General features: G+C 70.7%; 21 protein-coding genes, 1 pseudogene and 2 riboswitches (1 of these 24 running past the window's edge). Of the genes and pseudogenes, 9 read left to right on the top strand and 13 right to left on the bottom strand.

Annotated features, from left to right (window positions below; genetic code table 11):
* Window positions 1-85 precede the first annotated feature (85 nt).
* Window positions 86-898, bottom strand: a complete 813-nt coding sequence (gene cysQ, locus KHC23_RS08175; RefSeq protein WP_213371307.1) for a 3'(2'),5'-bisphosphate nucleotidase CysQ — start codon at window positions 896-898, stop codon at window positions 86-88.
* A 131-nt stretch (window positions 899-1,029) separates the two neighbouring features.
* Here cysQ and chpT point away from each other — a divergent pair, with 131 nt between their 5' ends.
* From chpT to copM, 4 genes are all read left to right on the top strand, one after another.
* Complete coding sequence (gene chpT / locus KHC23_RS08170; RefSeq protein WP_213371305.1) at window positions 1,030-1,677, top strand: histidine phosphotransferase ChpT; 648 nt, start codon at window positions 1,030-1,032, stop codon at window positions 1,675-1,677.
* Between the two features lie 160 nt (window positions 1,678-1,837).
* The gene (locus KHC23_RS08165; RefSeq protein WP_213371303.1) at window positions 1,838-3,097 is read left to right on the top strand and encodes a chemotaxis protein CheW; all 1,260 of its coding nucleotides are present in this window, start codon (window positions 1,838-1,840) and stop codon (window positions 3,095-3,097) included.
* Window positions 3,098-3,247: 150 nt separating this feature from the next.
* Entirely contained in the window at window positions 3,248-3,634 is a 387-nt protein-coding gene (locus KHC23_RS08160; RefSeq protein WP_213371301.1) for a hypothetical protein, read from the top strand.
* Between the two features lie 57 nt (window positions 3,635-3,691).
* Window positions 3,692-4,063 (top strand): CopM family metallochaperone, encoded by a 372-nt coding sequence (gene copM / locus KHC23_RS08155; RefSeq protein WP_213371299.1) that lies wholly within the window; start codon window positions 3,692-3,694, stop codon window positions 4,061-4,063.
* Window positions 4,064-4,283: 220 nt separating this feature from the next.
* Here the strand turns inward: copM and ctrA are convergent, their stop codons facing one another.
* Complete coding sequence (gene ctrA, locus KHC23_RS08150) at window positions 4,284-4,985, bottom strand: response regulator transcription factor CtrA (protein ID WP_213371297.1); 702 nt, start codon at window positions 4,983-4,985, stop codon at window positions 4,284-4,286.
* 523 nt (window positions 4,986-5,508) lie between these two features.
* Between ctrA and KHC23_RS08145 the strand changes: the two genes are divergently transcribed.
* On the top strand, window positions 5,509-5,907 hold the full coding sequence (locus KHC23_RS08145) for a flagellar export protein FliJ (RefSeq protein ID WP_213371295.1): 399 nt from the start codon (window positions 5,509-5,511) through the stop codon (window positions 5,905-5,907).
* Between the two features lie 6 nt (window positions 5,908-5,913).
* On the opposite strand, the gene KHC23_RS08140 is transcribed toward KHC23_RS08145, so the two are convergent.
* Window positions 5,914-6,540 (bottom strand): GNAT family N-acetyltransferase, encoded by a 627-nt coding sequence (locus tag KHC23_RS08140; RefSeq protein ID WP_213371293.1) that lies wholly within the window; start codon window positions 6,538-6,540, stop codon window positions 5,914-5,916.
* A gap of 189 nt (window positions 6,541-6,729) precedes the next feature.
* Here KHC23_RS08140 and KHC23_RS08135 point away from each other — a divergent pair, with 189 nt between their 5' ends.
* Window positions 6,730-7,830: a sulfate/molybdate ABC transporter ATP-binding protein gene (locus KHC23_RS08135; RefSeq protein WP_213371291.1), complete on the top strand. Its 1,101-nt coding sequence runs from the start codon at window positions 6,730-6,732 to the stop codon at window positions 7,828-7,830.
* Between the two features lie 11 nt (window positions 7,831-7,841).
* Here KHC23_RS08135 and tmpT read toward each other — a convergent pair whose 3' ends face one another.
* From tmpT to recQ, 4 genes are all read right to left on the bottom strand, one after another.
* A complete protein-coding gene (tmpT, locus tag KHC23_RS08130) occupies window positions 7,842-8,480 on the bottom strand; it encodes a thiopurine S-methyltransferase (RefSeq protein WP_213371289.1) in 639 nt (212 codons plus the stop codon).
* 63 nt (window positions 8,481-8,543) lie between these two features.
* Window positions 8,544-9,491, bottom strand: coding sequence for a YVTN family beta-propeller repeat protein (locus KHC23_RS08125; protein WP_213371287.1), 948 nt, complete (start codon window positions 9,489-9,491; stop codon window positions 8,544-8,546).
* Between the two features lie 189 nt (window positions 9,492-9,680).
* A complete protein-coding gene (locus tag KHC23_RS08120) occupies window positions 9,681-10,226 on the bottom strand; it encodes an SRPBCC family protein (RefSeq protein ID WP_213371285.1) in 546 nt (181 codons plus the stop codon).
* A 128-nt stretch (window positions 10,227-10,354) separates the two neighbouring features.
* Window positions 10,355-12,193, bottom strand: a complete 1,839-nt coding sequence (gene recQ, locus KHC23_RS08115; protein WP_213371283.1) for a DNA helicase RecQ — start codon at window positions 12,191-12,193, stop codon at window positions 10,355-10,357.
* Between the two features lie 137 nt (window positions 12,194-12,330).
* Here recQ and cbiB point away from each other — a divergent pair, with 137 nt between their 5' ends.
* Complete coding sequence (gene cbiB / locus KHC23_RS08110; protein ID WP_213371281.1) at window positions 12,331-13,308, top strand: adenosylcobinamide-phosphate synthase CbiB; 978 nt, start codon at window positions 12,331-12,333, stop codon at window positions 13,306-13,308.
* On the opposite strand, the gene KHC23_RS08105 is transcribed toward cbiB, so the two are convergent.
* The 6 genes from KHC23_RS08105 to KHC23_RS08080 form a co-directional block, all read right to left on the bottom strand.
* On the bottom strand, window positions 13,309-14,751 hold the full coding sequence (locus KHC23_RS08105; protein ID WP_213371467.1) for a cobyric acid synthase: 1,443 nt from the start codon (window positions 14,749-14,751) through the stop codon (window positions 13,309-13,311).
* Window positions 14,752-14,944: 193 nt separating this feature from the next.
* Window positions 14,945-15,169, bottom strand: coding sequence for an NINE protein (locus KHC23_RS08100; RefSeq protein WP_213371279.1), 225 nt, complete (start codon window positions 15,167-15,169; stop codon window positions 14,945-14,947).
* 123 nt (window positions 15,170-15,292) lie between these two features.
* Complete coding sequence (cobO, locus tag KHC23_RS08095) at window positions 15,293-15,913, bottom strand: cob(I)yrinic acid a,c-diamide adenosyltransferase (protein WP_213371277.1); 621 nt, start codon at window positions 15,911-15,913, stop codon at window positions 15,293-15,295.
* Window positions 15,910-16,431 carry a bifunctional adenosylcobinamide kinase/adenosylcobinamide-phosphate guanylyltransferase gene (cobU, locus tag KHC23_RS08090; RefSeq protein ID WP_213371275.1) on the bottom strand — a complete coding sequence of 174 codons (522 nt, stop codon included), beginning with the start codon at window positions 16,429-16,431 and terminating at the stop codon, window positions 15,910-15,912. Before cobU ends, cobO begins: the two co-directional genes overlap by 4 nt.
* Window positions 16,428-17,147 (bottom strand): CbtA family protein, encoded by a 720-nt coding sequence (locus KHC23_RS08085; protein WP_213371273.1) that lies wholly within the window; start codon window positions 17,145-17,147, stop codon window positions 16,428-16,430. The genes cobU and KHC23_RS08085 overlap by 4 nt, the downstream gene beginning before the upstream one ends.
* Window positions 17,148-17,167: 20 nt before the next feature.
* Window positions 17,168-17,350, bottom strand: a complete 183-nt coding sequence (locus KHC23_RS08080) for a CbtB domain-containing protein (protein ID WP_246544424.1) — start codon at window positions 17,348-17,350, stop codon at window positions 17,168-17,170.
* A gap of 31 nt (window positions 17,351-17,381) precedes the next feature.
* A riboswitch (cobalamin riboswitch) is annotated at window positions 17,382-17,598 on the bottom strand.
* Window positions 17,599-17,676: 78 nt separating this feature from the next.
* Window positions 17,677-17,884, top strand: a riboswitch (cobalamin riboswitch).
* 113 nt (window positions 17,885-17,997) lie between these two features.
* On the opposite strand from KHC23_RS08080, the gene cobW reads away from it, so the two are divergent.
* Both cobW and cobN read left to right on the top strand, forming a co-directional pair.
* Window positions 17,998-19,065, top strand: a complete 1,068-nt coding sequence (cobW, locus tag KHC23_RS08075) for a cobalamin biosynthesis protein CobW (protein ID WP_213371270.1) — start codon at window positions 17,998-18,000, stop codon at window positions 19,063-19,065.
* A gap of 95 nt (window positions 19,066-19,160) precedes the next feature.
* Window positions 19,161-20,474, top strand: a pseudogene (gene cobN / locus KHC23_RS08070) (cobaltochelatase subunit CobN); it runs 2,003 nt beyond the window's last position.

Here is a 20,474-nt window from a genome sequence, read left to right as displayed (position 1 = left end):
TATCAATAGCATGGAGTGCGACCAGAGAAAGGCGCGCAGCCGCCAAAACCTCGCCTGAGGGGCACATGCGTCGCCGCTGTGCTCTTCACGCCTCGGCGCCGCGGGCGATGAAGCCGTGCACGCGGTAGCCGGCCTCGGTCCGCGCATAGGGCAGGGCGCTGCCATCGGGCCGGCACACGCTGCCGCCCGCGGCGCGGACCACGGCATGGCCGGCGGCGACATCCCACTCGCACACCGTGCCGAAGCGCGGGTAGAGGTCGGCCCGCCCTTCCGCGACCAGGCCGAATTTCAGCGCCGAGCCGCAGCTGATCGTCTCGGCGATGTCGCGTTCGGCCAGAAAGGCGGAGGTCTGCGGGTCGAGATGCGAACGGCTGGCGACCGCGACCAGACCTTTCTCCGGCATCGGCCGGCAGCGTATCGGGGTCCAGAAATCGGGATGGGCGTCGAGACCGGCGAGGAAGGCGCCACCGCCCGCCGCCGTGAAGACGCCGGCATAGAGCTTGTTCACCGCCGGTGCGAGCACGATGCCGAAGGTCGGCACGCCGGCCTCGACCAGCCCGATATTCACCGTGAACTCGCCGCTGGCGCCGATGAATTCGCGGGTGCCGTCGAGCGGGTCGACCAGCAGGAAAGTGTCCGCCGGCGTCTCGCCCTGGCCCTGCGCCACCGCTTCCTCGGCGATGACCGGCACGCCGGGCAGCAGGCGCGCCAGCTCGGCGCGCAGCAGTTCCTCGGAGGCGAGATCGGCGGCGGTGACCGGGCTCTCGTCGGCCTTGCGCGCGATCGCCATGCCTTCGGCGCGGATGCGCAGGACCACCTCGCCGGCCTTCAGGGCGGCGCCGGCGAGGGACGCCAGAAGGCTGAGATGCGACGGCAGATGCGTGACGTGAGAGGACATTACGAGAGCGGTTCCGGCTGGGGAGGGGAGGGAGAAACGGTTGGCCTTGCTGGGAGCGCGGTGTATCACACCTGCGATGCCGGCTGCACTCGAGGCGGCCGATTCGCCGCACAATCTCCGCAAGGGACGCGATGACGACCGCCATCGACCTCGACAAGCTCGACCTCGCCGCCCTCCTGTGCTCGCGCGTGTGCCACGATGTCATCAGCCCGGTCGGCGCCATCGTGAACGGGCTCGAAGTGCTGGAGGACGAGGACGATCCGGCGATGAAGAGCTTCGCGCTCGACCTCATCGCCAAGAGCGCCCGGCAGGCTTCCGCCCGGCTGCAATTCGCCCGCCTCGCCTTCGGCGCCGCCGGTTCGGCCGGGGCGCAGATCGACACCGGCGACGCCGAGAAGGTGGCGCGCGGCTTCATCGAGGACGACCGCACCAGCCTCGCCTGGCAGTTGCCGCGCGTGCTGGCGCCGAAGAACAAGGTGAAGCTGCTGCTGAACCTGCTCGTCGTCGCCACCTCGACCATTCCGCGCGGCGGGCGCCTCGCCGTGGAGGAGAACGGCGCGGGCGAGGAGGGCGGTTTTCGCCTGTCCACCCAGGGCAGCCATTCGCGCATTCCCCCGCACCTCGTCGCGCTGCTGGCGGGGCAGGCGCAGGAAGGCGGCGCGCTCGATGCTCACGCCATCCAGCCCCATTACACCGGGCTGCTGGCGCGGGCGACGGGCTATGCCATCAGCCTCGCCCATGAGGGCGACCAGGTGACGATCCTGGTGGCGCGCGGCTGACGGTGCGCCACTGACCGCGTGGCGCTGCCCGCGCGGCGCGCCGGTTTCGCCCGCCGCGCTTCCGCCGGGGCAGGTTCAGAAGACATTAACGGTATCGGTGGACACTGCTCCGGCGGGCCGCAAGGCCGGCGTGTCGTGGTCCAGTATTTGCCGGTCGCCCATGTCCCCCGTCGATTCCCTGTCCGCCGCCCCGCGCGGCCCTGTCTCCCGCGAAGCCGCCCGCATCGCGGCGACGCTGCGCGCGCCCTCGCCCTGGCCCGAACCGGCCCGCGCGGACGCGCCGGAGGTTGAACGGCCACGCGCCGCCGCGCGGCTGGAGGTGCTGGCGTTCTCGCTCGGCGGCCTGCGCTTCGCGCTGCCGGCCGCCCACATCATCGAGACCATGGCGGTCGCCGGCGAGCGGTGGGGGCGGCTGCTCGCCATGGCGGAGGCCGGCACGCTGGGGTCGAGCGGGCTGCCGCTGATTCGGCTTTCCGCCCGGCTGGGACTTTCAGCCGATACCGGCCTCGCCCCCCGCCCGGAGGGCGCCGCCCGGACCCGCCCCGCGCAGGGGACGCTGGCGCTGATCGGGGCCGCCGGCAAGGTGCGCGCCGCGGTGCTGGTGGATGGCGCGCCGTTGCGCCAGCAGGCCGTGGTCGAGAACATGCCGTCGAGCTGGCGCGACCGCTTCGGCCCGTGCGCGGACGTGATCGACGGTCTGGCGCTGCTGGCCGACGGCACGCGGGCGGCGATGATCGACGTGCCGCTCGGCGTGGCGACGCCGCGCGCGGCCATGGCGCCGGAACCGGACACGGCGCATCTTCTGGTGCGGGCCGGGCGGGCGCAGATGGAAGCCGTCCGGGTCGCCACGCTGCAGAGCGTGACGCCGCTCGACCGGGTGCCCGGCATCGCCGTGCTGCCGATGCCGGGGCGCAGCCGGCGCATGCTGCTGGCCTTTGGCGGTGAGGGCGAGGTCATCGCCGTCGACGAGATCGTCGGGCTGGCGCCGCAGGGCCGTGTCGGGCGGGTGGGCGGCACGCGCTTCCTCACCACCCCGGCCGGGCGCTACCGGCTGCTGGAGCCGGCGGCCACCCAGCCGTCGCGCCCGACCCGGCAGCGCGTGCTGCTGACGGCGCCGGAGGGCGCGGCACGCGCCGCGCTGCGCGATCTGGTCCGCGCCATGGGCCATGACGTGTCGCTGGCCGACGACCCGCGCGCGGCACGGCTGGCGGGAAGCCGCTTCGACGCCATCCTGTTCGACCTCGACGCCTATGGCGACATGCGTGCCGAGGGCATCGCCGCCGGCGACGCGGCCCGGCGCATCGGCCTCGCCAGCGGATCGCTGCCGGCCACGCCGCCCGGTTTCCGCTCGGTGGTGAGCGCGGACGACCACGTGGCGCTGGTTCTGGCGCTGCTGGCGCGGGACGATCGCGGCCATTGAGCCCGGGCGGCGCCCATGCGGCCACGGTCATCACGGCTGCGCCATCCGGGCGATGCCGCTCTGTACCGCCCCGCTGCCGCTTGCTAGCGTGACGAACAGGCGGCCGCTTCCCCGGCGGGGAAGGAAGGGCGCGCCCTCCGGGATCCGTCGATGCGCGTGCTGCGTGTTCTCCGTCTGATGCTGGCGCTGTTCGCGCTGGGCGCGGCCATGGCGGGTCCGGCCGCGGCCACGCAGGCGATGGCGGTGCGCGCCATGCCCTGCCACGAGGCCAGCCTTGCCGGGCTGTCGGGCGCGGTCTTCGCCGTGCCGATCGCGGCCCATTCCCGCGCAAATGCGGCCATCGCCGATGCCGGGACGCGGCCGGATGCGGCGTCGCCGCATCTGTGCTGCGTGCTGAGCCAGCTCGTGGTGATGCCGCTGGCCGCACCGGTGGTGCGGTCGCCCGAGCCGCTGGTCGCGGCGCTCGCCATCCCCTCGGGCAGGATGCCCGCTGGCGTCGCGCCCTCCACCCCGGTGCCGCCGCCGCGTCGATCCTGATCGTCACCTGAGCGCGGCCGAGCCCGGCCGCATCCACGCGATCAAAGGAATCCGATCATGAAAAGCCTGACCCGCGCGGCGCTTCTCGCTGCCAGCCTCGCCATGTCTGCCGGCCTGGCGTTCGCCCAGGATAGCGCCATGCCGATGGACCATAGCGGCCACATGGGCCCCGCCAGCCCCTCGACCCAGGCCTTCGAGGCCGCCAATGCCCGCATGCATGAGGGCATGGCGCTCCCCTTCACCGGCGATGCCGACATCGACTTCGCCCGCGGCATGATCCCCCATCACCAGGGGGCGATCGACATGGCGCGGGTCGAGCTGGAGCACGGCAAGGCCCCGGAGCTGCGGGCGCTCGCCGAAGAGATCATCAAGGCGCAGGAGGGCGAGATCGCGTTCCTCAAGGCCTGGCTGGCGAAGAACGCGAAATAGGCGAGGGGCGGGACGCCTCCACGAGACGTCATCCCGGACGGCCGACGCGGCCGATCCGGGATCGCTTGCCGGGGGCGATCCCGGCTCTCGCTGCGCTCGGCCGGGATGACGGCGGGGAGGGGAGCGCGGGGGCGATCTCCGAAACAAAAACCCCGCCATGCGGCGGGGCTTCAGTTGGGGAGGGTCCGGTCGTCGCGCGAATCAGGCCATCGCGACAAAATCAGGCCGACATTCGATCCGTCTCGTTGCCGCTGTCGCGCAGCACGTAGCCGCGCCCCCACACCGTCTCGATGAAATTGTGGCCCTGCGAGGCGTTCGCCAGCTTCTTGCGCAGCTTGCAGATGAAGACGTCGATGATCTTCAGCTCCGGCTCGTCCATGCCGCCATAGAGATGGTTGAGGAACATCTCCTTGGTCAGCGTGGTGCCCTTGCGCAGCGAGAGCAGCTCCAGCATCTGGTACTCCTTGCCGGTCAGGTGCACGCGGTTGCTGGCGACCTCGACCGTCTTGGTGTCGAGGTTCACCACCAGCTCGCCGGTGGTGATGACCGACTGGGCATGGCCCTTCGAGCGCCGCACGATGGCGTGGATGCGGGCGACCAGCTCGTCCTTGTGGAACGGCTTGGTGAGGTAGTCGTCGGCGCCGAAGCCGAGCCCCTTCACCTTGTCCTCGATACCGGCAAGGCCGGACAGGATCAGGATCGGCGTCTTCACCTTGGCGACGCGCAGACCCTTGAGGACATCATAGCCCGACATGTCGGGCAGATTGAGATCGAGCAGGATGATGTCGTAGTCGTAGAGTTTGCCGAGATCGACACCCTCTTCGCCGAGATCGGTCGTGTATACGTTGAAGTTCTCGGACTTGAGCATCAGTTCGATGCTCTGCGCGGTCGCGCGGTCGTCCTCGATGAGCAAGACGCGCATGCCAATCCCCTTCCCTCGCCATGGCCCCGGGGGGTTCAGCGCTCAACCGGACTCTTCCAAGCCGAACGTGACCCCACCCCGCGCCCGGCCCGGCACACACCGATTCGTTACTTCGTGAACAAGGGGTAACAAACTCCGATTCCCGAGCACAAGCGGCGACACGAAATTTCTTCGAGTCTTCCCGCAAGAGTTTGTTCGAAAATCAGAATTTACAATCCTGATCCCTGAAGTCGAATCTTAACAAGTATGCCTAAGTGAGTCATTCGACTCCGCTTTCGCGAGGGCCGACAACCGCACCGGACGACGCCCGATCATTAATGAGCCCGGTAAACAAATCGTTTCGATCCGGCGCGCCCGACGCGCTTTCCCGGCGCCGGGCTACCTATTCCGACGAAAGAGTAAGGAAGCGGCAATATCTGTTGGCGAAGATGCCTCTCGCCGCCGCGTGAGGGCGGCTCGTACCGACCGCCATTTCGCCGCCCGCTGGGGGGCGGGCGGGACGACGGAGCGGAGTAAGCCGGTCATGAAGTCGCTCGACACCCTCATCCGCCTCAAGCGGTTCCAGGCGGAGGAAAAGCGCCGCCATCTGGTCCAGATCGAGACCATGATCGCGGAGTTCGACCGCATGTCGCGCGATCTCGAACGCGAGATCGAGGCCGAGGAGCAGCGCTCCGGCATCACCGACACCCAGCATTTCGCCTATTCGACCTATGCCCGTGCCGCCGCCACCCGTCGCGACAACATGCGCCGCTCGGCCGACGAACTGAAAGGCCAGCTCAGCGAGGCGCGCCTCGCCCATGACGACGCGCTGGACGAACTGAAGAAGGTCGAGGCGCTTGGCGAGCGCGAGCGCGTGGAAACGCCGGTCGACATGTCCCCGCGCAATGTCGCCGGGCGCGCCCGCGTGGTGCTCGGGGCCTGATCCGGCTCACTCTCCCCCGACGATCGGCACATGCGGCGCCGCCTCGCGCGCCAGCAGCCCGGCAAGTCGCGGATCGTCGACCACCTCCACCGCGCTCGCATAGGGGCGGAAGCCCGCCTTGAGGTAGAAGCCGACCGCTCCCTGGCGGTCATGGGTGCAGGTGTGCACGTGCACCCGCCGCGGCCGCCGCGCCCAGGCCAGCGCCAGCGCCCGGTTCATCATGAACCGCCCGGCACCGCTGCCCACCATGTCCGGCACCAGCCCGACAAAGGCGAGTTCGATCTCGCCCGGCACGCGGGCGTCGAGTTCGATGAAGCCGACCTCCGCGCCGTCCTTCTTCAGCACCAGCACCAGCACGTCCGGATCTTCGAGAATGGCGTTGAGCGCGGCATCCGAGAGCGCCAGCCGCGAGAACCACAGCCACTCCTCGCCGACGCGGCGGAACAGGGCGCGATACCAGTTCACGTCCGGCGCCCTCGCAGGTTCCAGCGTCAGCCCGTCCGTGCCGCGCTCGGCCATCGGCGCGGGCGGGGCCGTCATTTCCAGCAGGGTCACCACCGCGGCGATCTTGCCGCGGGGCAGCGGCGTGTAGCCGTCGAGATTGAGCACGAGCGGGGCGGCGGGGTCGGTCATCGCAGGCATCCATCAGGGGGGCAGGCCCGCCGCTTGTAGCGCCATTCCACCGCGGGCGGCTATGCCGGCGGGCGGCGCCGGCCAGGTCCGTCGCCATCGGCCTTTTGACACCGAGGCGGGGTTCACAGGCGCGCATTTTCAGATATCTTGCGGACAATTCCATTTAATACATTCAATGAGAGTGAATTCATGACGGTTGCCGTCACCATCGACCAGGTCGGCAAGAGCTTCGGCAATGGCGCGCCGGCGCTTTCCGACGTGTCGCTCGATGTGAAGCCCAGCGAGCTGGTGGCGCTGCTGGGGCCTTCCGGTTCCGGCAAGACCACGCTGCTGCGCATCGTCGCCGGGCTGGAGCAGCCGAGCCATGGCCGGGTGCTGTTCGACGGGCATGACGCGCTCTCGGTGCCGGTGCGCCGGCGCGGCATCGGCTTCGTGTTCCAGAACTACGCCCTGTTCCGCCACATGACGGTGGCCGAGAACGTCGCCTTCGGCCTGCGCTCGCGCCCGCGCGCCGAACGCCCCTCCGAGACCGAGATCCGTACACGCGTGGCCGATCTGCTGGCCCTGGTGCAGCTGGAGAGCTATGGCGGGCGTTTCCCGGCGCAGCTTTCCGGCGGCCAGCGCCAGCGTGTGGCGCTGGCCCGCGCGCTCGCCATCGAGCCCAAGGTGCTGCTGCTGGACGAGCCCTTCGGCGCGCTCGACGCGCTGGTGCGCAAGGAACTGCGCCGCTGGCTGCGCGAGCTGCACGACCGCACCGGCCACACCACGCTGTTCGTCACCCACGACCAGGAGGAGGCGCTGGAACTCGCCGACCGCGTGGTGGTGATGGGCGGGGGCAGGATCGAACAGATCGGCACGCCGGACGATGTCTATGACCGGCCGGAAACCGCCGCCGTGTTCGGCTTCATGGGCGAATCGAGCCGGATCGAGGTCGAGGTGAAGGACGGTGTGGCGTTGGCCGGCGCGACCGCGATCGCCGCGGCGACGCAGGCGGTGCCGGACGGGCCGGGCCTGCTCTATGTGCGCCCGCACGACGTGACGCTGGGACTGCCGGGCACGGCCGGGCTGAAGGGGCAGGTGCGCGCCTTCCGCCGCCACGGCGCCATACGCCGGGTCGAGATCGCGGTCGGCAGCGCGGTGCTGGAGGCCGACATCGCCCCCACCGTGCGGGTGCCGATCGGCGAGAAGGTGGCGGTGCGGCTCGACCGCGCCCGCCTGTTCGCTTCCGACGGCCCCGGCGTCGACACCAAGGCCCCGACGGCCCAGCAGACCGGTGACTACGCGATCTGAGGCGGTGCCGCTCAGCGCCGCTCCAGCTTCCAGACACCCTCGGCCACCGGCTCCTTGCCGCGAATGCCGCCCTTGAGCGGGTGCCGCTCCAGCAGAGTGGGGTGGTAGGGCGCGCCGTAGAGCCGGCGTACCTCGTGTTCACCGACGGAAAAGGGCGGGCCGACGGTGAGGGAGGGGTCGTAGTCGAAGGTGATCAGCAGCTGCCGGGCGCCATGGGTGAGATGCACGAGATGGGCGGCGTAGCGCGCGCGGGTCGGCTCGGGCAGGGCGACCAGCGCGGCGCGGTCATAGACCGCGTCGACAGGGCCGAGCGTCTCATGGGTCAGGTCGAAGATGTCGCCGACGAAGACGGTGATCCCTTCCGCCGCGAAACGCTCCAGCGGGCCGATCTCGGTGATCTCCGGCGCGACGCCCAGCTCGGCGAAGAGCTGCTCGATGGCGAGGCGGCTCAGTTCCGCGCCCACCACCTCGAAGCCGTGCGCCAGCAGCCAGTGCAGGTCATGGCTCTTGCCGCAGAGCGGCACGAAGACGCGCGCGCCGGGCGCGAGGCCGAGCGAGGCGAAATGGCGGACCAGCAGCGGATTGGCCGCGCCCTCGTGGAAGGCGATCTCGTTCGCCTCCCATTTGCGGTGCCAGAAATCGGGGTCCATGGATGTGCCTTCCTGTTATGCGCGGCGGCATAGTAGGGGCCACCGACGAGGTAGCCACCTATTTCACTCGCGTGTCCGGCGGATGAAGGCGCCGAAGGCGCGCGGGCCATCGGCAACGGGGATGGTGTCGACCACCTTCAGCGTCGCGGTGTCGATGATCTCCAGCGTGTTGGCCTCCCAGCAGGCGACGTAGACGAAGGCGCCGTCGCGGCTGGCGGCGATGCCCTCGGGATAGTCGCCAACCGGGATGGCGACGAGCTTCTGCAGCGTCCCGGTGTCGAACACGCTGACCGTGGAATCATACTGGTCAGTGACGAAGGCGCGGCCTTTCGCCAGCGCCACGGCATAGGGCCGCTCGCCGACCTTCACCGTGGCGACCACCTTGCGCGCGGCGAGGTCGATGATGCTCACATCGTTGGAGGCGACATTGGCGGTGTAGGCGCGGCTGCCTTCCGCATCGATGGTGACGCCGAAGGGCCGGGCGCCGACGGGGATGGAGGCGAGGCGGGTGAGGGTGGCGGTGTCGATGAGGCTCACCGCGTCGGAATCGCGGTCGGCGGAGAGCAGCAGCGCGCCGTCCGGCGTCACCGCGAGGCCGGAGGGAGAATCGCCCACTTTCACCTCGCCGGCGATGGCGCCGCTGGCCGCATCCACCGCGACGACGCGGTGCTGGTACCAGTCGGCGACATAGGCGGGGCTGCCGGATGGGTGCACGGCGACGCCGAGCGGGCCGCCGCCGACCTCGACCCGGTACGTCACGGTGCGGGTGGCGGCGTCGAGGATGCTGAGCGCCTTGCCGTCCGGCGAGGTGACGAAGGCCCGCGTGCCGTCCGGGCTTACCGCGATGCCGGCCGGCTTGCCGGGAATGGGCAGGGTGGCGACAACCTTGCGGCTGGCGAGATCGACGATCGAGAGCGTCTCGGCCGGCTGCGAGGTGACGAAGGCCTCGTCCGCCCGGGCGGGTGGGGCGAGGAGGACGAGGAGGAGGGCGAGTGCCCCGATCATCGTCATCCCGGACGACCGAAGGTCGAGCCGGGATCGCATGAAGGCGGCGAGCGATCCCGGCTCGCGCGGGCGCGCGGCGGGGAGGGCGCGGGGACGGAAAAGCGGCTCATCGGGCCGCCGAGGCCCCTCACCCCAACCCTCTCCCCGACGGGGAGAGGGGGCCAGGCGCCGCGTGATCGGAGGCGCCGTCACCGCTCAGCTGCCGCCCTCGATCTGCTTCTTCATCGATTCCAGCCCCGCCTTGTAGAGCCCGGTCACGGCGTTGATGGCGGCCTCGTCGTTCAGCTCCGGCGGCGGGTCGTTGTTGGGGTAGCCGCGATAGAAGGCGCCGCGCCATTCGACTTCGGACTTCGCCCCGCCATCGGCCGGGGTGACGATGAGCCAGGACGAGTAGTTGGTCACCGGCAGCACCTTCACGTCGACCTTGTCGATCCGGTACATGAGGGTCATCTTTTCCGGCTGGAGCTTGGCGACTTCTTCCTCGACGGTGGCGCCGTTCTTCAGGGTCAGGGTGCGCTTGGCGCCCGGGGCGTTGCCGCCGGTGCCCTCGGTCTTGGCGACCACCGGGATCCAGCCGCCATCCTGGAAATTGGAGACCACGGCCCACACCTTCTCCGGCGGGGCGTTGATCTCGATCTTCTCGGAGACCTTCTGCCGGGTCGGGCCGTGCGCGGCGGCCGGGGGCAGGGTGGCGAGCAGGGAGGTGGCGGCCAGTGCCGCCGTCAACAGGTGAAGCTTCATCGTTTCCATCCCGGAACTAGGGTCATGCCGGACTTTTGCGTCCGTTGCGAACCAGTTTAGGGAGCGAAACGGCGTTCGTGAACTCTTTTGCGTGTGGAAAATTTCCCGGTTCGAATTCTTCGGGTTTCTTAAGAGAATTCTTTGAGAATCTTAAGAAACGCCGCGCCGAACGCCTCCAGCTTGGCGGCGCCGACGCCCTTGACGCCGGCCAGCTCGCTGCGGCTGCGCGGATGCTCCACCGCCATTTCCTCCAGCGTCTTGTCGGCGAACACGACATAGGCCGGCACGTTGCGCTCGGCGGCAAGTTCGCGGCGCAGCGCCTTCAGCTTGCCCAGCAGCGCCGCCTCCGCGGGGGCCAGTTCCGCCCCGCCGTCCGAGCGGGCGAAACGCTCGCGCGAACGCTTGACCGGGGCGCGCAGGGTGAAGGCACGGGTGCCGCCGAGCACGGCGAGCCCGGTCTCGGTGAGGGTGAGGGCGCCGAAGCGGGTGGGATCGGCGTGCAGCGCCCCGGTGGCGACCAGCTGGCGCAGCAGAGCGCGCCATTCGGTCGCCGGCTTGTCGCCCCCCGCGCCGAAATCGGCCAGCTTGTCATGGCCGCGCCCGCAGATCTGGTCGGTGCGCTGGCCGGTGACGACGCTGGCGAGATAGGCCGCGCCATAGCGCTCGCCGGTGGCGCGCACGAGCCGCAGGACCAGCTGCGCCTCGCGGCTGGCGTCGATCACCTTCGGCGGGTCGCGGCAGACGTCGCAGGCGCCGCAGGCCCTCGCGCGCTCGCCGAAATAGCCGAGTAGCACCGCGCGCCGGCAGGTCACCGCCTCGCAGAAGCCGACCATGGCGTCGAGCCGGCGGGCCTCCACCATCTTGCGCTCGGGCGGGGAGGGCTCCTCGTCGAGGAAGCGGCGGCGGGTGGCGATGTCGCCGGCGGAATAGAGCAGCAGCGCCTCCGCCGGCTGGCCGTCGCGGCCGGCGCGGCCGATCTCCTGATAATAGGATTCCAGCGTGCCCGGCGCGTCGGCGTGCAGCACATAGCGCACATCCGACTTGTCGATGCCCATGCCGAAGGCGACGGTGGCGACCATCACCACGCCGTCCTCGGCGAGAAACGTCTCCTGGTTGGCGGCGCGCGCCTCCGGGCTCATGCCGGCATGGTAGGGCAAGGCGCGGATGCCGGCGGCGGAAAGCCGCTCGGCGGTCTCGTCCACCTTCTTGCGCGAGATGCGGTAGATGATGCCGGCCATGCCGGGGCGGGCGCGCACATAGCTCTCGATCTGCCGGGCCGGGTCCTTCTTGTCCTCGACGCCGATGAAGATGTTCGGCCGGTCGAAGCCGGAGACGAAGACCCGCGCCTGCCCACCGAACAGCCGCTCGACGATGTCGTCGCGGGTCGCCCGGTCGGCGGTGGCGGTCATCGCCACCAGCGGCAGGCCGGGGAAAAGCTCGCGCAGCCGGCCAAGGCCGAGATATTCGTTGCGGAAGGAATGGCCCCATTGCGAGATGCAGTGCGCCTCGTCCACCGCCACCAGCCCGAGGCTGAAACGCGAGAGCGCCGCCAGCATGCGCTCGGTCAGCAGCCGCTCGGGGGCGAGATAGAGCAGGCGCACCTCGCCCGCCGCCACCCGCCGCCAGATCGCGACGTTTTCCTCGCGCGGCTTGCCGGAATGGATCGCCTCGGCGGCGACGCCCTGGAGCTTCAGCGCGTTCACCTGGTCGTCCATCAGCGCGATGAGCGGCGAGACGACGATGGACAGCCCGCCCTTGACCAGCGCGGGGAGCTGGTAGCACAGCGACTTGCCCGCGCCCGTGGGCATCACCGCCAGCGTCGGCACGCCGGCCAGGATCGAATCCACCACTTCCTGCTGGCCGGGACGGAAGCGGTCGAAGCCGAACACCTCGGCGAGCCGCGCCTGCTTCGCCTGCTCGATGTCAGGCGGCAGGATGCCGTGCGATGAGGTGACGGGTATGTTCATTCCGCGCGTATTCGTCCGGTTCTGCGGGCCGGGTGGCGCCGCGGGTCTTGATAGCGGTCACGCGGGCGGAAATGGTGGTGCCGCGCGACCGGCGGATTCGTTTCGTTCCGGAAGCGATGACAAGAGAATCACTTCCGATGAGCCTCGAACTTACTCTTGGTTTAACGCTGGCGGCGCTGCTGTTCGAGGCCGTGTTCGGCTATCCCGGATTTTTGCTCGCCCGGATCGGCCATCCCGTCATGTGGATCGGCCGGCTGATCGGGTGGCTCGACCGCCATCTCAACCGCGACGCCGCCGCCCCGCGCGAGCGGCGGATGGCCGGCGTAGGGGCGCTGGTGCTGATCGTGCTGGCGAGCGGCCTCGCCGGGCTGGTAGTGCAGAGGCTGCTGCTGGGGCTGCCGCTCGGCCTCCTGCTGGCCGCCCTGGCCGGCTCGACCCTGCTGGCGCAGCGCAGCCTGCACGTTTTCGTGGGCGCGGTGGCGGACGGGCTGGACGAGAGCCTGGAGGCCGGGCGGGGGGCGGTCGCGCACATTGTCGGGCGCGACCCGGAGAAGCTGGACGAGGCCGGGGTGGCGCGGGCGGCGATCGAGAGCCTCGCCGAGAACTATTCCGACGGCGTGGTGGCGCCGGCGCTGTGGATGGCGGTGGGCGGGCTGCCGGGGGCGGCGATCTACAAGGCGGTCAATACCGCCGACAGCATGATCGGCCACCGCGACGCGCGGCACACCCATTTCGGCTGGGCGGCGGCACGGTTCGACGACCTGATCAACCTGCCGGCCTCGCGGCTGGCGGGCGGGCTGATCGTGGTGGCGGCGGTGTTCGTGCGCGGGGCCTCGCCGTGGCGTGCGGTCACCGCGATACGGGCCGACGCCGCCCGCCACCGCTCGCCCAATGCCGGCTGGCCGGAGGCGGCAATGGCCGGGGCGCTCGGCATCGCCATCGCCGGGCCGCGCCATTATGGCGGCAAACTCTCCGTCGACGGGCTGATGGGCGCGGGGGGACGCTACGAGTGCACCGCCGCCGATATCCGCCGGGCGCTGGCGCTCTACCGCGCGGCGGATGCGGTGATGGTGGCGCTGGTGGCGGCGCTCGCGCTGCTGGCGTGGGGGTGGTGACTATCCAGCCGCCAATTCCAGCAGCCGGTCGAGGTCGACATGCCGCTCCAGATGCGCGGCGAGGGCGTCGAGCGTGGCTTCCACCCCGGCCTCATAGTCGAGCCCGCTCGGGGCGGCGCCGAGGGCGGCCAGCCAATGGGCGCGCTGGCGATCATCGGCGAACAGGCCATGCGCATAGGTGCCGATGATGCGCCCATCGGCGGAGATGGCGCCTTCCGGCCCCGCGCCGTCAATGTCCGCGAAGGGCCGGGCGCGGCCGGGGCCTTCGGTCACGCCCATATGCATCTCATAGCCCGAGAACGGCACCCCGCCGGCCATGCCGATGACGGCGACCAGGCGCTTGTCGCCCGTGAGCACCGTCTCGACATCGAGCAGGCCGAGGCCGGGCACGCTGCCGGGCGGGCCTTCCACCCCTTCCGGGTCGGCGAGGCTGCGGCCCAGCATCTGGTAGCCGCCGCACAGGCCGAGCACCCGCCCGCCGCGCCGCACGTGCGCGAGAAGGTCGATGTCCCAGCCTTCGCGGCGGAAATCGGCGAGGTCGGCAAGGGTGGATTTCGAGCCCGGCAGCAGCACGAGCGCGGCATCGGCCGGCAGCGGGGTGCCGGGGCGCACGCGGATCACTTCCACCGAAGGCTCCGCCTCCAGCGGGTCGAGATCGTCGAAATTGGCGATGCGCGGCAGCAGCGGCACGGCGATGCGGATTTTTGCGCCGGGCTTGGGCAGGGCGGGCGCGTCGAGCGCCAGCGCGTCCTCCGCCGGCAGACGGCGGGCGTCGGGGAAAAACGGGATGAGGCCGAGCGCCGGCCAGCCGGTGCGGGCCGCGATTTCCTCCATGCCGGCGGCGAACAGGGCAGGGTCGCCGCGAAAGCGGTTGACCAGGAAGCCGACGATCATTGCCGCGTCCTCTTGCGGCAGCACGGTGCGGGTGCCGACCAGGCTGGCGATGACGCCGCCGCGGTCGATGTCGCCGATGAGGATGACGGGGACGTTCGCCGCGCGGGAAAAACCCATATTGGCGATGTCGTTGGCGCGCAGGTTGATCTCGGAGGCCGCGCCGGCGCCTTCCACCAGCACGAGGTCGGCCTCATTGCGCAGCCTCTGGTAGCTGTCCAGCACGGCGGCCATCAGGGAGGGCTTGAGCTTCTGGTAGTCGGCCGCCTTCGCCGTGCCCCGGGCGCGGCCCTGCACGATGACCTGCGCGCCGATCTCGCTCTGCGGTTTCAGCAGCACCGGGTTCATGTGCACGGAAGGCGCCACCCGCGCGGCGCGGGCCTGCAGCGCCTGCGCCCGGCCGATCTCGCCGCCATCGGGCGTGACGGCGGCGTTGTTCGACATGTTCTGCGGCTTGAACGGGCGTACCCTTAGCCCGCGCAGGGTGAAGGCGCGGGCGAGGCCGGCGACGATCAGCGACTTGCCGACATCCGAGCCGGTGCCCTGGAACATGAGGGCGAGGGGCGCGCGATGGGGATTGGCGGGGGAAGTCATGCTCCCTCTCCCCGGCGGAGAGAGGGATGGGGTGAGGAGCCGGGAGGGCGATATGCCGGGAGACCCCTCACCGACCCGCTGCGCGGGCCACCTCTCCCCAATGGGGAGAGGGCAGGAAGGTCCGCACAAGACGGTTCAACGAGGTCCGGCCTCAGCCGTGGCGGCCTTCGAGATAGTCGACGCGGCGCTCCAGATTGGCCTCGCGCACCATGCCGGGGATGAGGAACAGGTCGATGATCTGCCCGATGCCGAGCAGGCCGACGGTCAGCAGCCAGAGCGCGCCGGTCCAGTAGCGCCCGGCATAGAAGCGATGGATGCCGCAGATTCCGATCAGGCCGAAACACCAGAACAGGTAGGCGACAGGGGTGGAACGCATCGAAGCGTTTCTCCGTGAAAGGGCCGCGCCGCAACACCCGGCGCCGCTCATCACATAGGAATGTCGCGGCGTCTTTGCGAGATCGCACGCCACGATTCCGCGCCGGCCCCCCCGTCCCGGGCATCAGAACTCGATGCCCTTCTGCGCCTTCACCCCGGCTTTGAAGTGGTGCTTGATCAGACCCATCTCGGTGACGAGGTCGGCGGCCTCGATCAGTTCGGCCTTGGCGTTGCGGCCGGTGACGACGACGTGCAGCCCGTCGCGGCGGGCACTGAGCGCCGCCACCACCTCAGGCAGCGGGAGGTAGTCGTAGCGCAGCGCGATGTTCAGTTCGTCGAGGATGACGAGACCGAAGGCGGGGTCGTCCAACATCTCGCGCGCCTTGTCCCAGGCGCGGCGGGCGCTCGCGATGTCGCGGGCGAGGTCCTGTGTTTCCCAGGTGAAGCCCTCGCCCATGGAGTGCCACTCGACCCGCGCGCCGAAGCTCTCCAGCGCGGTGCGCTCGCCCGACTCCCAGGCGCCCTTGATGAACTGCACCACGCCGACCTTGGCCCCGTCCGGCTGCCCGAGCGTGCGCAGGGCGAGGCCGAAGGCGGCGGTCGACTTGCCCTTGCCGGGGCCGGTATGGACGATCAGCAGGCCCTTCTCGACGGTCTTTTCCGCGACTTCGGCGTCCTGCACCGCCTTGCGCTTCTCCATCTTGGCGCGGTGGCGGGCGGCTTCTTCGGGCGAGATGTCGGTCATGGGGGGCTTCCTTTCACGAGCATGGGCAGGCCGGCGACCATGAACAGCACCGTGCCGGCGCGGGCGGCGACCATCTGGTTGAGCCTTCCCTGCGCGTCGCGGAATCGGCGGGCCAGCGCGTTGTCCGGCACGATGCCGAGACCGACCTCGTTGGAGACGGCGACCACCGGCCCGTCATGGGCGGCGAGCGCCTCGACCAGCGCGGCGGATTCGGCTGCCACATCGGCCCCGGCCAGCAGGCGGTTGCTGAGCCACAGCGTCAGGCAGTCGACCAGCACCGGCTGTCCCGGCGGCAGGCCGCCGAGCGCCCCGGCGAGATCGTGCGGGGCGTCCCGCGTCTGCCATCCCGCGCCGCGCCGGGCGCGGTGCAGCGCGATGCGCTCCGCCATCTCGTCGTCCCACGCATCGGCGGTGGCGATGTAGATCCAGGGCGGGGCGAGCCGCGCGACGATCGCCTCGGCGTGCGCGCTCTTGCCGGAGCGGGCGCCGCCGAGGACGAAGGTGAGGGAAGGGCTCACGCGGAAGGCGCGGCGAAGCGCGGCCTCAGCCAGCCGGCGAGGCCGCCCAGCAGCACCCAGAACACGAAGCTCGCCCCGACGCTCGCCACCACGAAGCTGTGGTGCAGCGCCTCCGGGATCGGGCTCTCATGGCTCTCGGGCTGCGGCGCGCCGATGACATGGGGCGCGACGATCAGCGCCACGCCGAGCGCGGCGAGCAGCGGCGAACGGCCGAAGGCGATGAGGGCGAGGCCCCCCGCCGTCGCCGCCACGGTGGCGATCCACCATGCCTGGCGCGCGGCGAGGTCGGCGGCCGGCATGGCCGGCAGTTCCGGCGGCAGGCCGAGGCCGGGCGCGAGGGTGAAGGCGGCGAAGCCGGCGAGGCCCCACAGCAACCCCTGGTGCCAGCCCTTGAGCCCACCCATCACCTCGCTCGCCGCCACCAGCAGCAGCGCGAAGCCGAAGCCGGTGAGGACGGTGAAGACGATGGTCAGGCCGTTGCGCTCCAGCCCGTCGGCCGGGCCCCACTCTTCTTCGTCGTGGGAATGCGCGGCGGTGCCGGGCGCGTGCTCATGCGCGTCCGTAGTGGCGAGCGCGGGCGCTTCCCCGGCACCCTCGAAGGTCTCGGCCGCAAGGATCAGCGGCACCGTGGTGAAGAGATGGATGGCCGAGCCGACCAGCCCCGCGCCGATGCCGGCAAGCGCGGCGACGAACAGAATCGTCCTGAAAAGCGACATGATGCGTCCCCCGATCCCGGTCAGTGGCAGGGGAAGGCGTTGGCGTGGCGCACATCGTGCGTCGCATTGTGCACGGCGCTGATGTGGGAGAAGCCCACGCCGCCGAGCACGAACACGCCGAGCAGGGCGGCAAGGGTGATCTGCACGGTGCGAGAGGCGAGCGAATCGTGAGAGGCGGCGGTGGCGCCGGCGCGGTTTTGCATGGCAGTCTCCATGGCCCTCCACCCGAGGGCCGTTGCGGTTGCGTCGCCGGCCGGTCTCCTGGCTCGCGGGTCACGGCCCTTCTCCGCCTTCCCGGCGTCGCCGCCAGTGGCCGATGGAGGAGGGCTCGCCGCTTACAGTTGCGGGGGCAGCCGCGGATTCGGCGTCCACCTTCGAGAAGGTGTCCGCCCACCGCGTTCCCGTCTTGCGTCCCGTGTGCCTCACGGGAACCGACGACCGCACCGACTATAGCGGGCAATCGCCGCGCGGCAATCACGCGGCAATCACATGGGCGCTCCGCATTTGACATTCGCCCTGCGCGCTCCTTTAGTGCGCCGTGACCGACGGTTTCCTCCCGGCAAGGGAGGGACGAAAAGGGAATGCGGTGCGGGGTGTAAGCGAGCCCCAATTCCGCGGCTGCCCCCGCAACTGTAAGCGGCGAGCCTCAGCCGGAAGCCACTGGAGGAACCTCCGGGAAGGCGGCGACGAGGCGGCGACCCGCGAGCCAGGAGACCTGCCGGCGGTCCGGTCGTGCGTGCCGGCGGGGTGCCCGGCAGACAGGCAGAGCCGCGTTTGCGCGCGGCCCCGCGCGGAAACGCTTTCCGCGACCGACGCATCCCGCGATTCCTGAGCTTCGTGGAGATGCCGCATGTCCGCCGCCGATTCCCGTCCCGCCGCCCTCGACCGGGTACCCTGCACCATCGTCACCGGCTTTCTCGGCTCGGGAAAGACGACGCTGATCCGCCATGTGCTGGAGAATGCGCGGGGCAAGCGCCTCGCGGTGATCGTCAACGAGTTCGGCGATGTCGGCATCGACGGCGAAATCCTCAAGGGCTGCGGCGTCGACACCTGCCCGGAGGAGAACATCGTCGAACTCGCCAATGGCTGCATCTGCTGCACCGTGGCGGATGATTTCGTCCCCGCGCTCGACGCCATCCTCGCCCTTGAGCCGAAGGTCGACCACATCCTGATCGAGACCTCCGGCCTCGCTTTGCCGAAGCCGCTGGTGCAGGCCTTTCACTGGCCGGCGATCAAGAGCCGGGTGACGGTGGACGGCGTGGTGGCGGTGGTGGATGGCGAGGCGCTGGCCTCGGGGCGCGTCGCCCATGATCACGACGCGCTGGCGGCGCAGCGCGCGGCCGATGACAGCCTCGACCATGACGACCCGATCGAGGAGGTGTTCGACGACCAGATCGCCTGCGCCGATCTCGTCCTCCTCACCAAGGCCGACCTGATCGACGCCGCCGGCCAGGCCAAGGCCCGCGCCGCGCTCGACGCCGAGCTGCCCAAGGGCGTGCGGGTGGTGGGCGTGACTGAGGGGCGGATCGACCCGGCGATCCTGATGGGCCTCGGCATCGGCACCGAGAACGACATCGAGAACCGCAGGACGCATCACGACGACGAACTCGACCACGACCATGACGATTTCGACAGCTTCGTCGTCGAGGTGCCTGAAGTCACCGACCCGGCCGAATTCGCCGCGCGGGTGGCGCGGGCGGCGGAGGAGGCCGATGTGCTGCGGGTGAAGGGGTTCGTGCCCGTGGCCGGCAAGCCGATGCGGCTGCTGGTGCAGGCGGTGGGGCCGCGCGTGGCGCATCATTTCGACCGTCCGTGGGAGACGGGTCCGCGCACCGGCCGCCTCGTCGCCATCGGCCTCAAGGGGCTCGATCGGGCCAAGGTGGAGGCGATCCTCGCCGGGGAGAGCGTGGCGGCGTGAGCGAACCTGCCACACAGCACAACGAACATCCTTCGAGGCTCGCTTCGCTCGCACCTCAGGATGACGGCCCACAGGCTGCGAGGCGCTGACACCCCATGCACATTCTTGCCACCACCTCCTCCAGCCTCGACGACCTCGTCGAGCCGGTCGACCTCGGCCAGACGCCGGGCGACATGGTGGTGGTCTCCTTCGCCGACAGCGATCTCGGCGCGCTGGCGGCGGCGATGGAGGGGGCACGGGGAGCGGGATTGCCGAGCCTGCGGCTCGCCAATCTGCGCGACCTCAGGCACCCGATGTCGGTCGACCTGTGGATCGACACCGTGGCGGTCCATGCCCGCATCGTGGTGGTGCGTCTGCTCGGCGGGCTCGACTGGTGGCGCTATGGCGTCGACCGGCTGGGCGCCGAGGCGCGGGCGCGCGGCTTCAGGCTGGCGGTGCTGCCGGGCGAGGACCGCGACGACCCCCGCCTTGGCGAGGCTTCCACCCTGAAGGAGGCCGAGCTTGCGGCGCTGCTCGGCTATTTCCGCGCCGGCGGGCCGGCGAATATGGGCGCGCTGCTGCGGCTGCTCGCCGGCCATGCCGGGCGGGCGCTGGACGCGCCCCCGCCCGCGCCGCTGCCGCTGGCGGGGTTTTATGAGCGGGCGGGGCCCACGCCCGAGGGGGCGCCCGCCATCCCCGTGATCTTCTACCGCTCCATGGCGCTGGCCGGCGACACCGCGCCCGTGGACGCGCTGTGCGCCGCGCTCATCGCGCGGGGACTGGCTCCCCGCCCGCTCTTCGTCGCCAGCCTGAAGGAGCCGGCCTCCATCGCCTTCCTGAAGCAGGCGCTGGCCGGCATGGACCCGGCCGTCATCGTCACCCTCACCGCCTTCGCCGCCGCCGATCCGGGCGAGGAAACCGTGCTCGACGCGCCTGATGTGCCGGTGCTGCAGGCGATCGTCGCCACGACGAAACGGGAGGCGTGGGCGGAGGGCGCGCGCGGGCTGACCAGCGCCGATCTCGCCATGCATGTGGTGCTGCCCGAACTCGACGGGCGGGTGCTGGCCGGGGCGCTCTCGTTCAAGGCGCCGCAGCAGACCGCCGCCGTGCCCGGCTTCGCGGCGCTGGTCAACCGACCCGAGCCGGACCGGGTGGCACGGGTAGCCGATCGCGTCGCCGCGCTGGTGCGGCTTCGGCAGACCCCGCGTGCGGCGCGGCGCGTCACCGTGCTGATGCCCGATTATGCCGGCGCCCCCGGCCGCACCGGCTGGGCGGTGGGGCTCGACGTGCCGGCGAGCGTGCGGGCGCTGCTGGAGGAGCTGAGGGCCGCCGGCTACCGGGTGGAGGGCGTGCCGGCGGATGACAAGGGGCTGCTGGAGTGTGTGCGACCGAAGCGCCGTCATCCTGAGGTGCCCGGCGTCAGCCGGGCC

Source organism: Ancylobacter dichloromethanicus (assembly GCF_018390645.1).
Lineage (GTDB): Bacteria > Pseudomonadota > Alphaproteobacteria > Rhizobiales > Xanthobacteraceae > Ancylobacter > Ancylobacter dichloromethanicus.
This window is presented reverse-complemented; position numbering and strand designations above follow the sequence as displayed.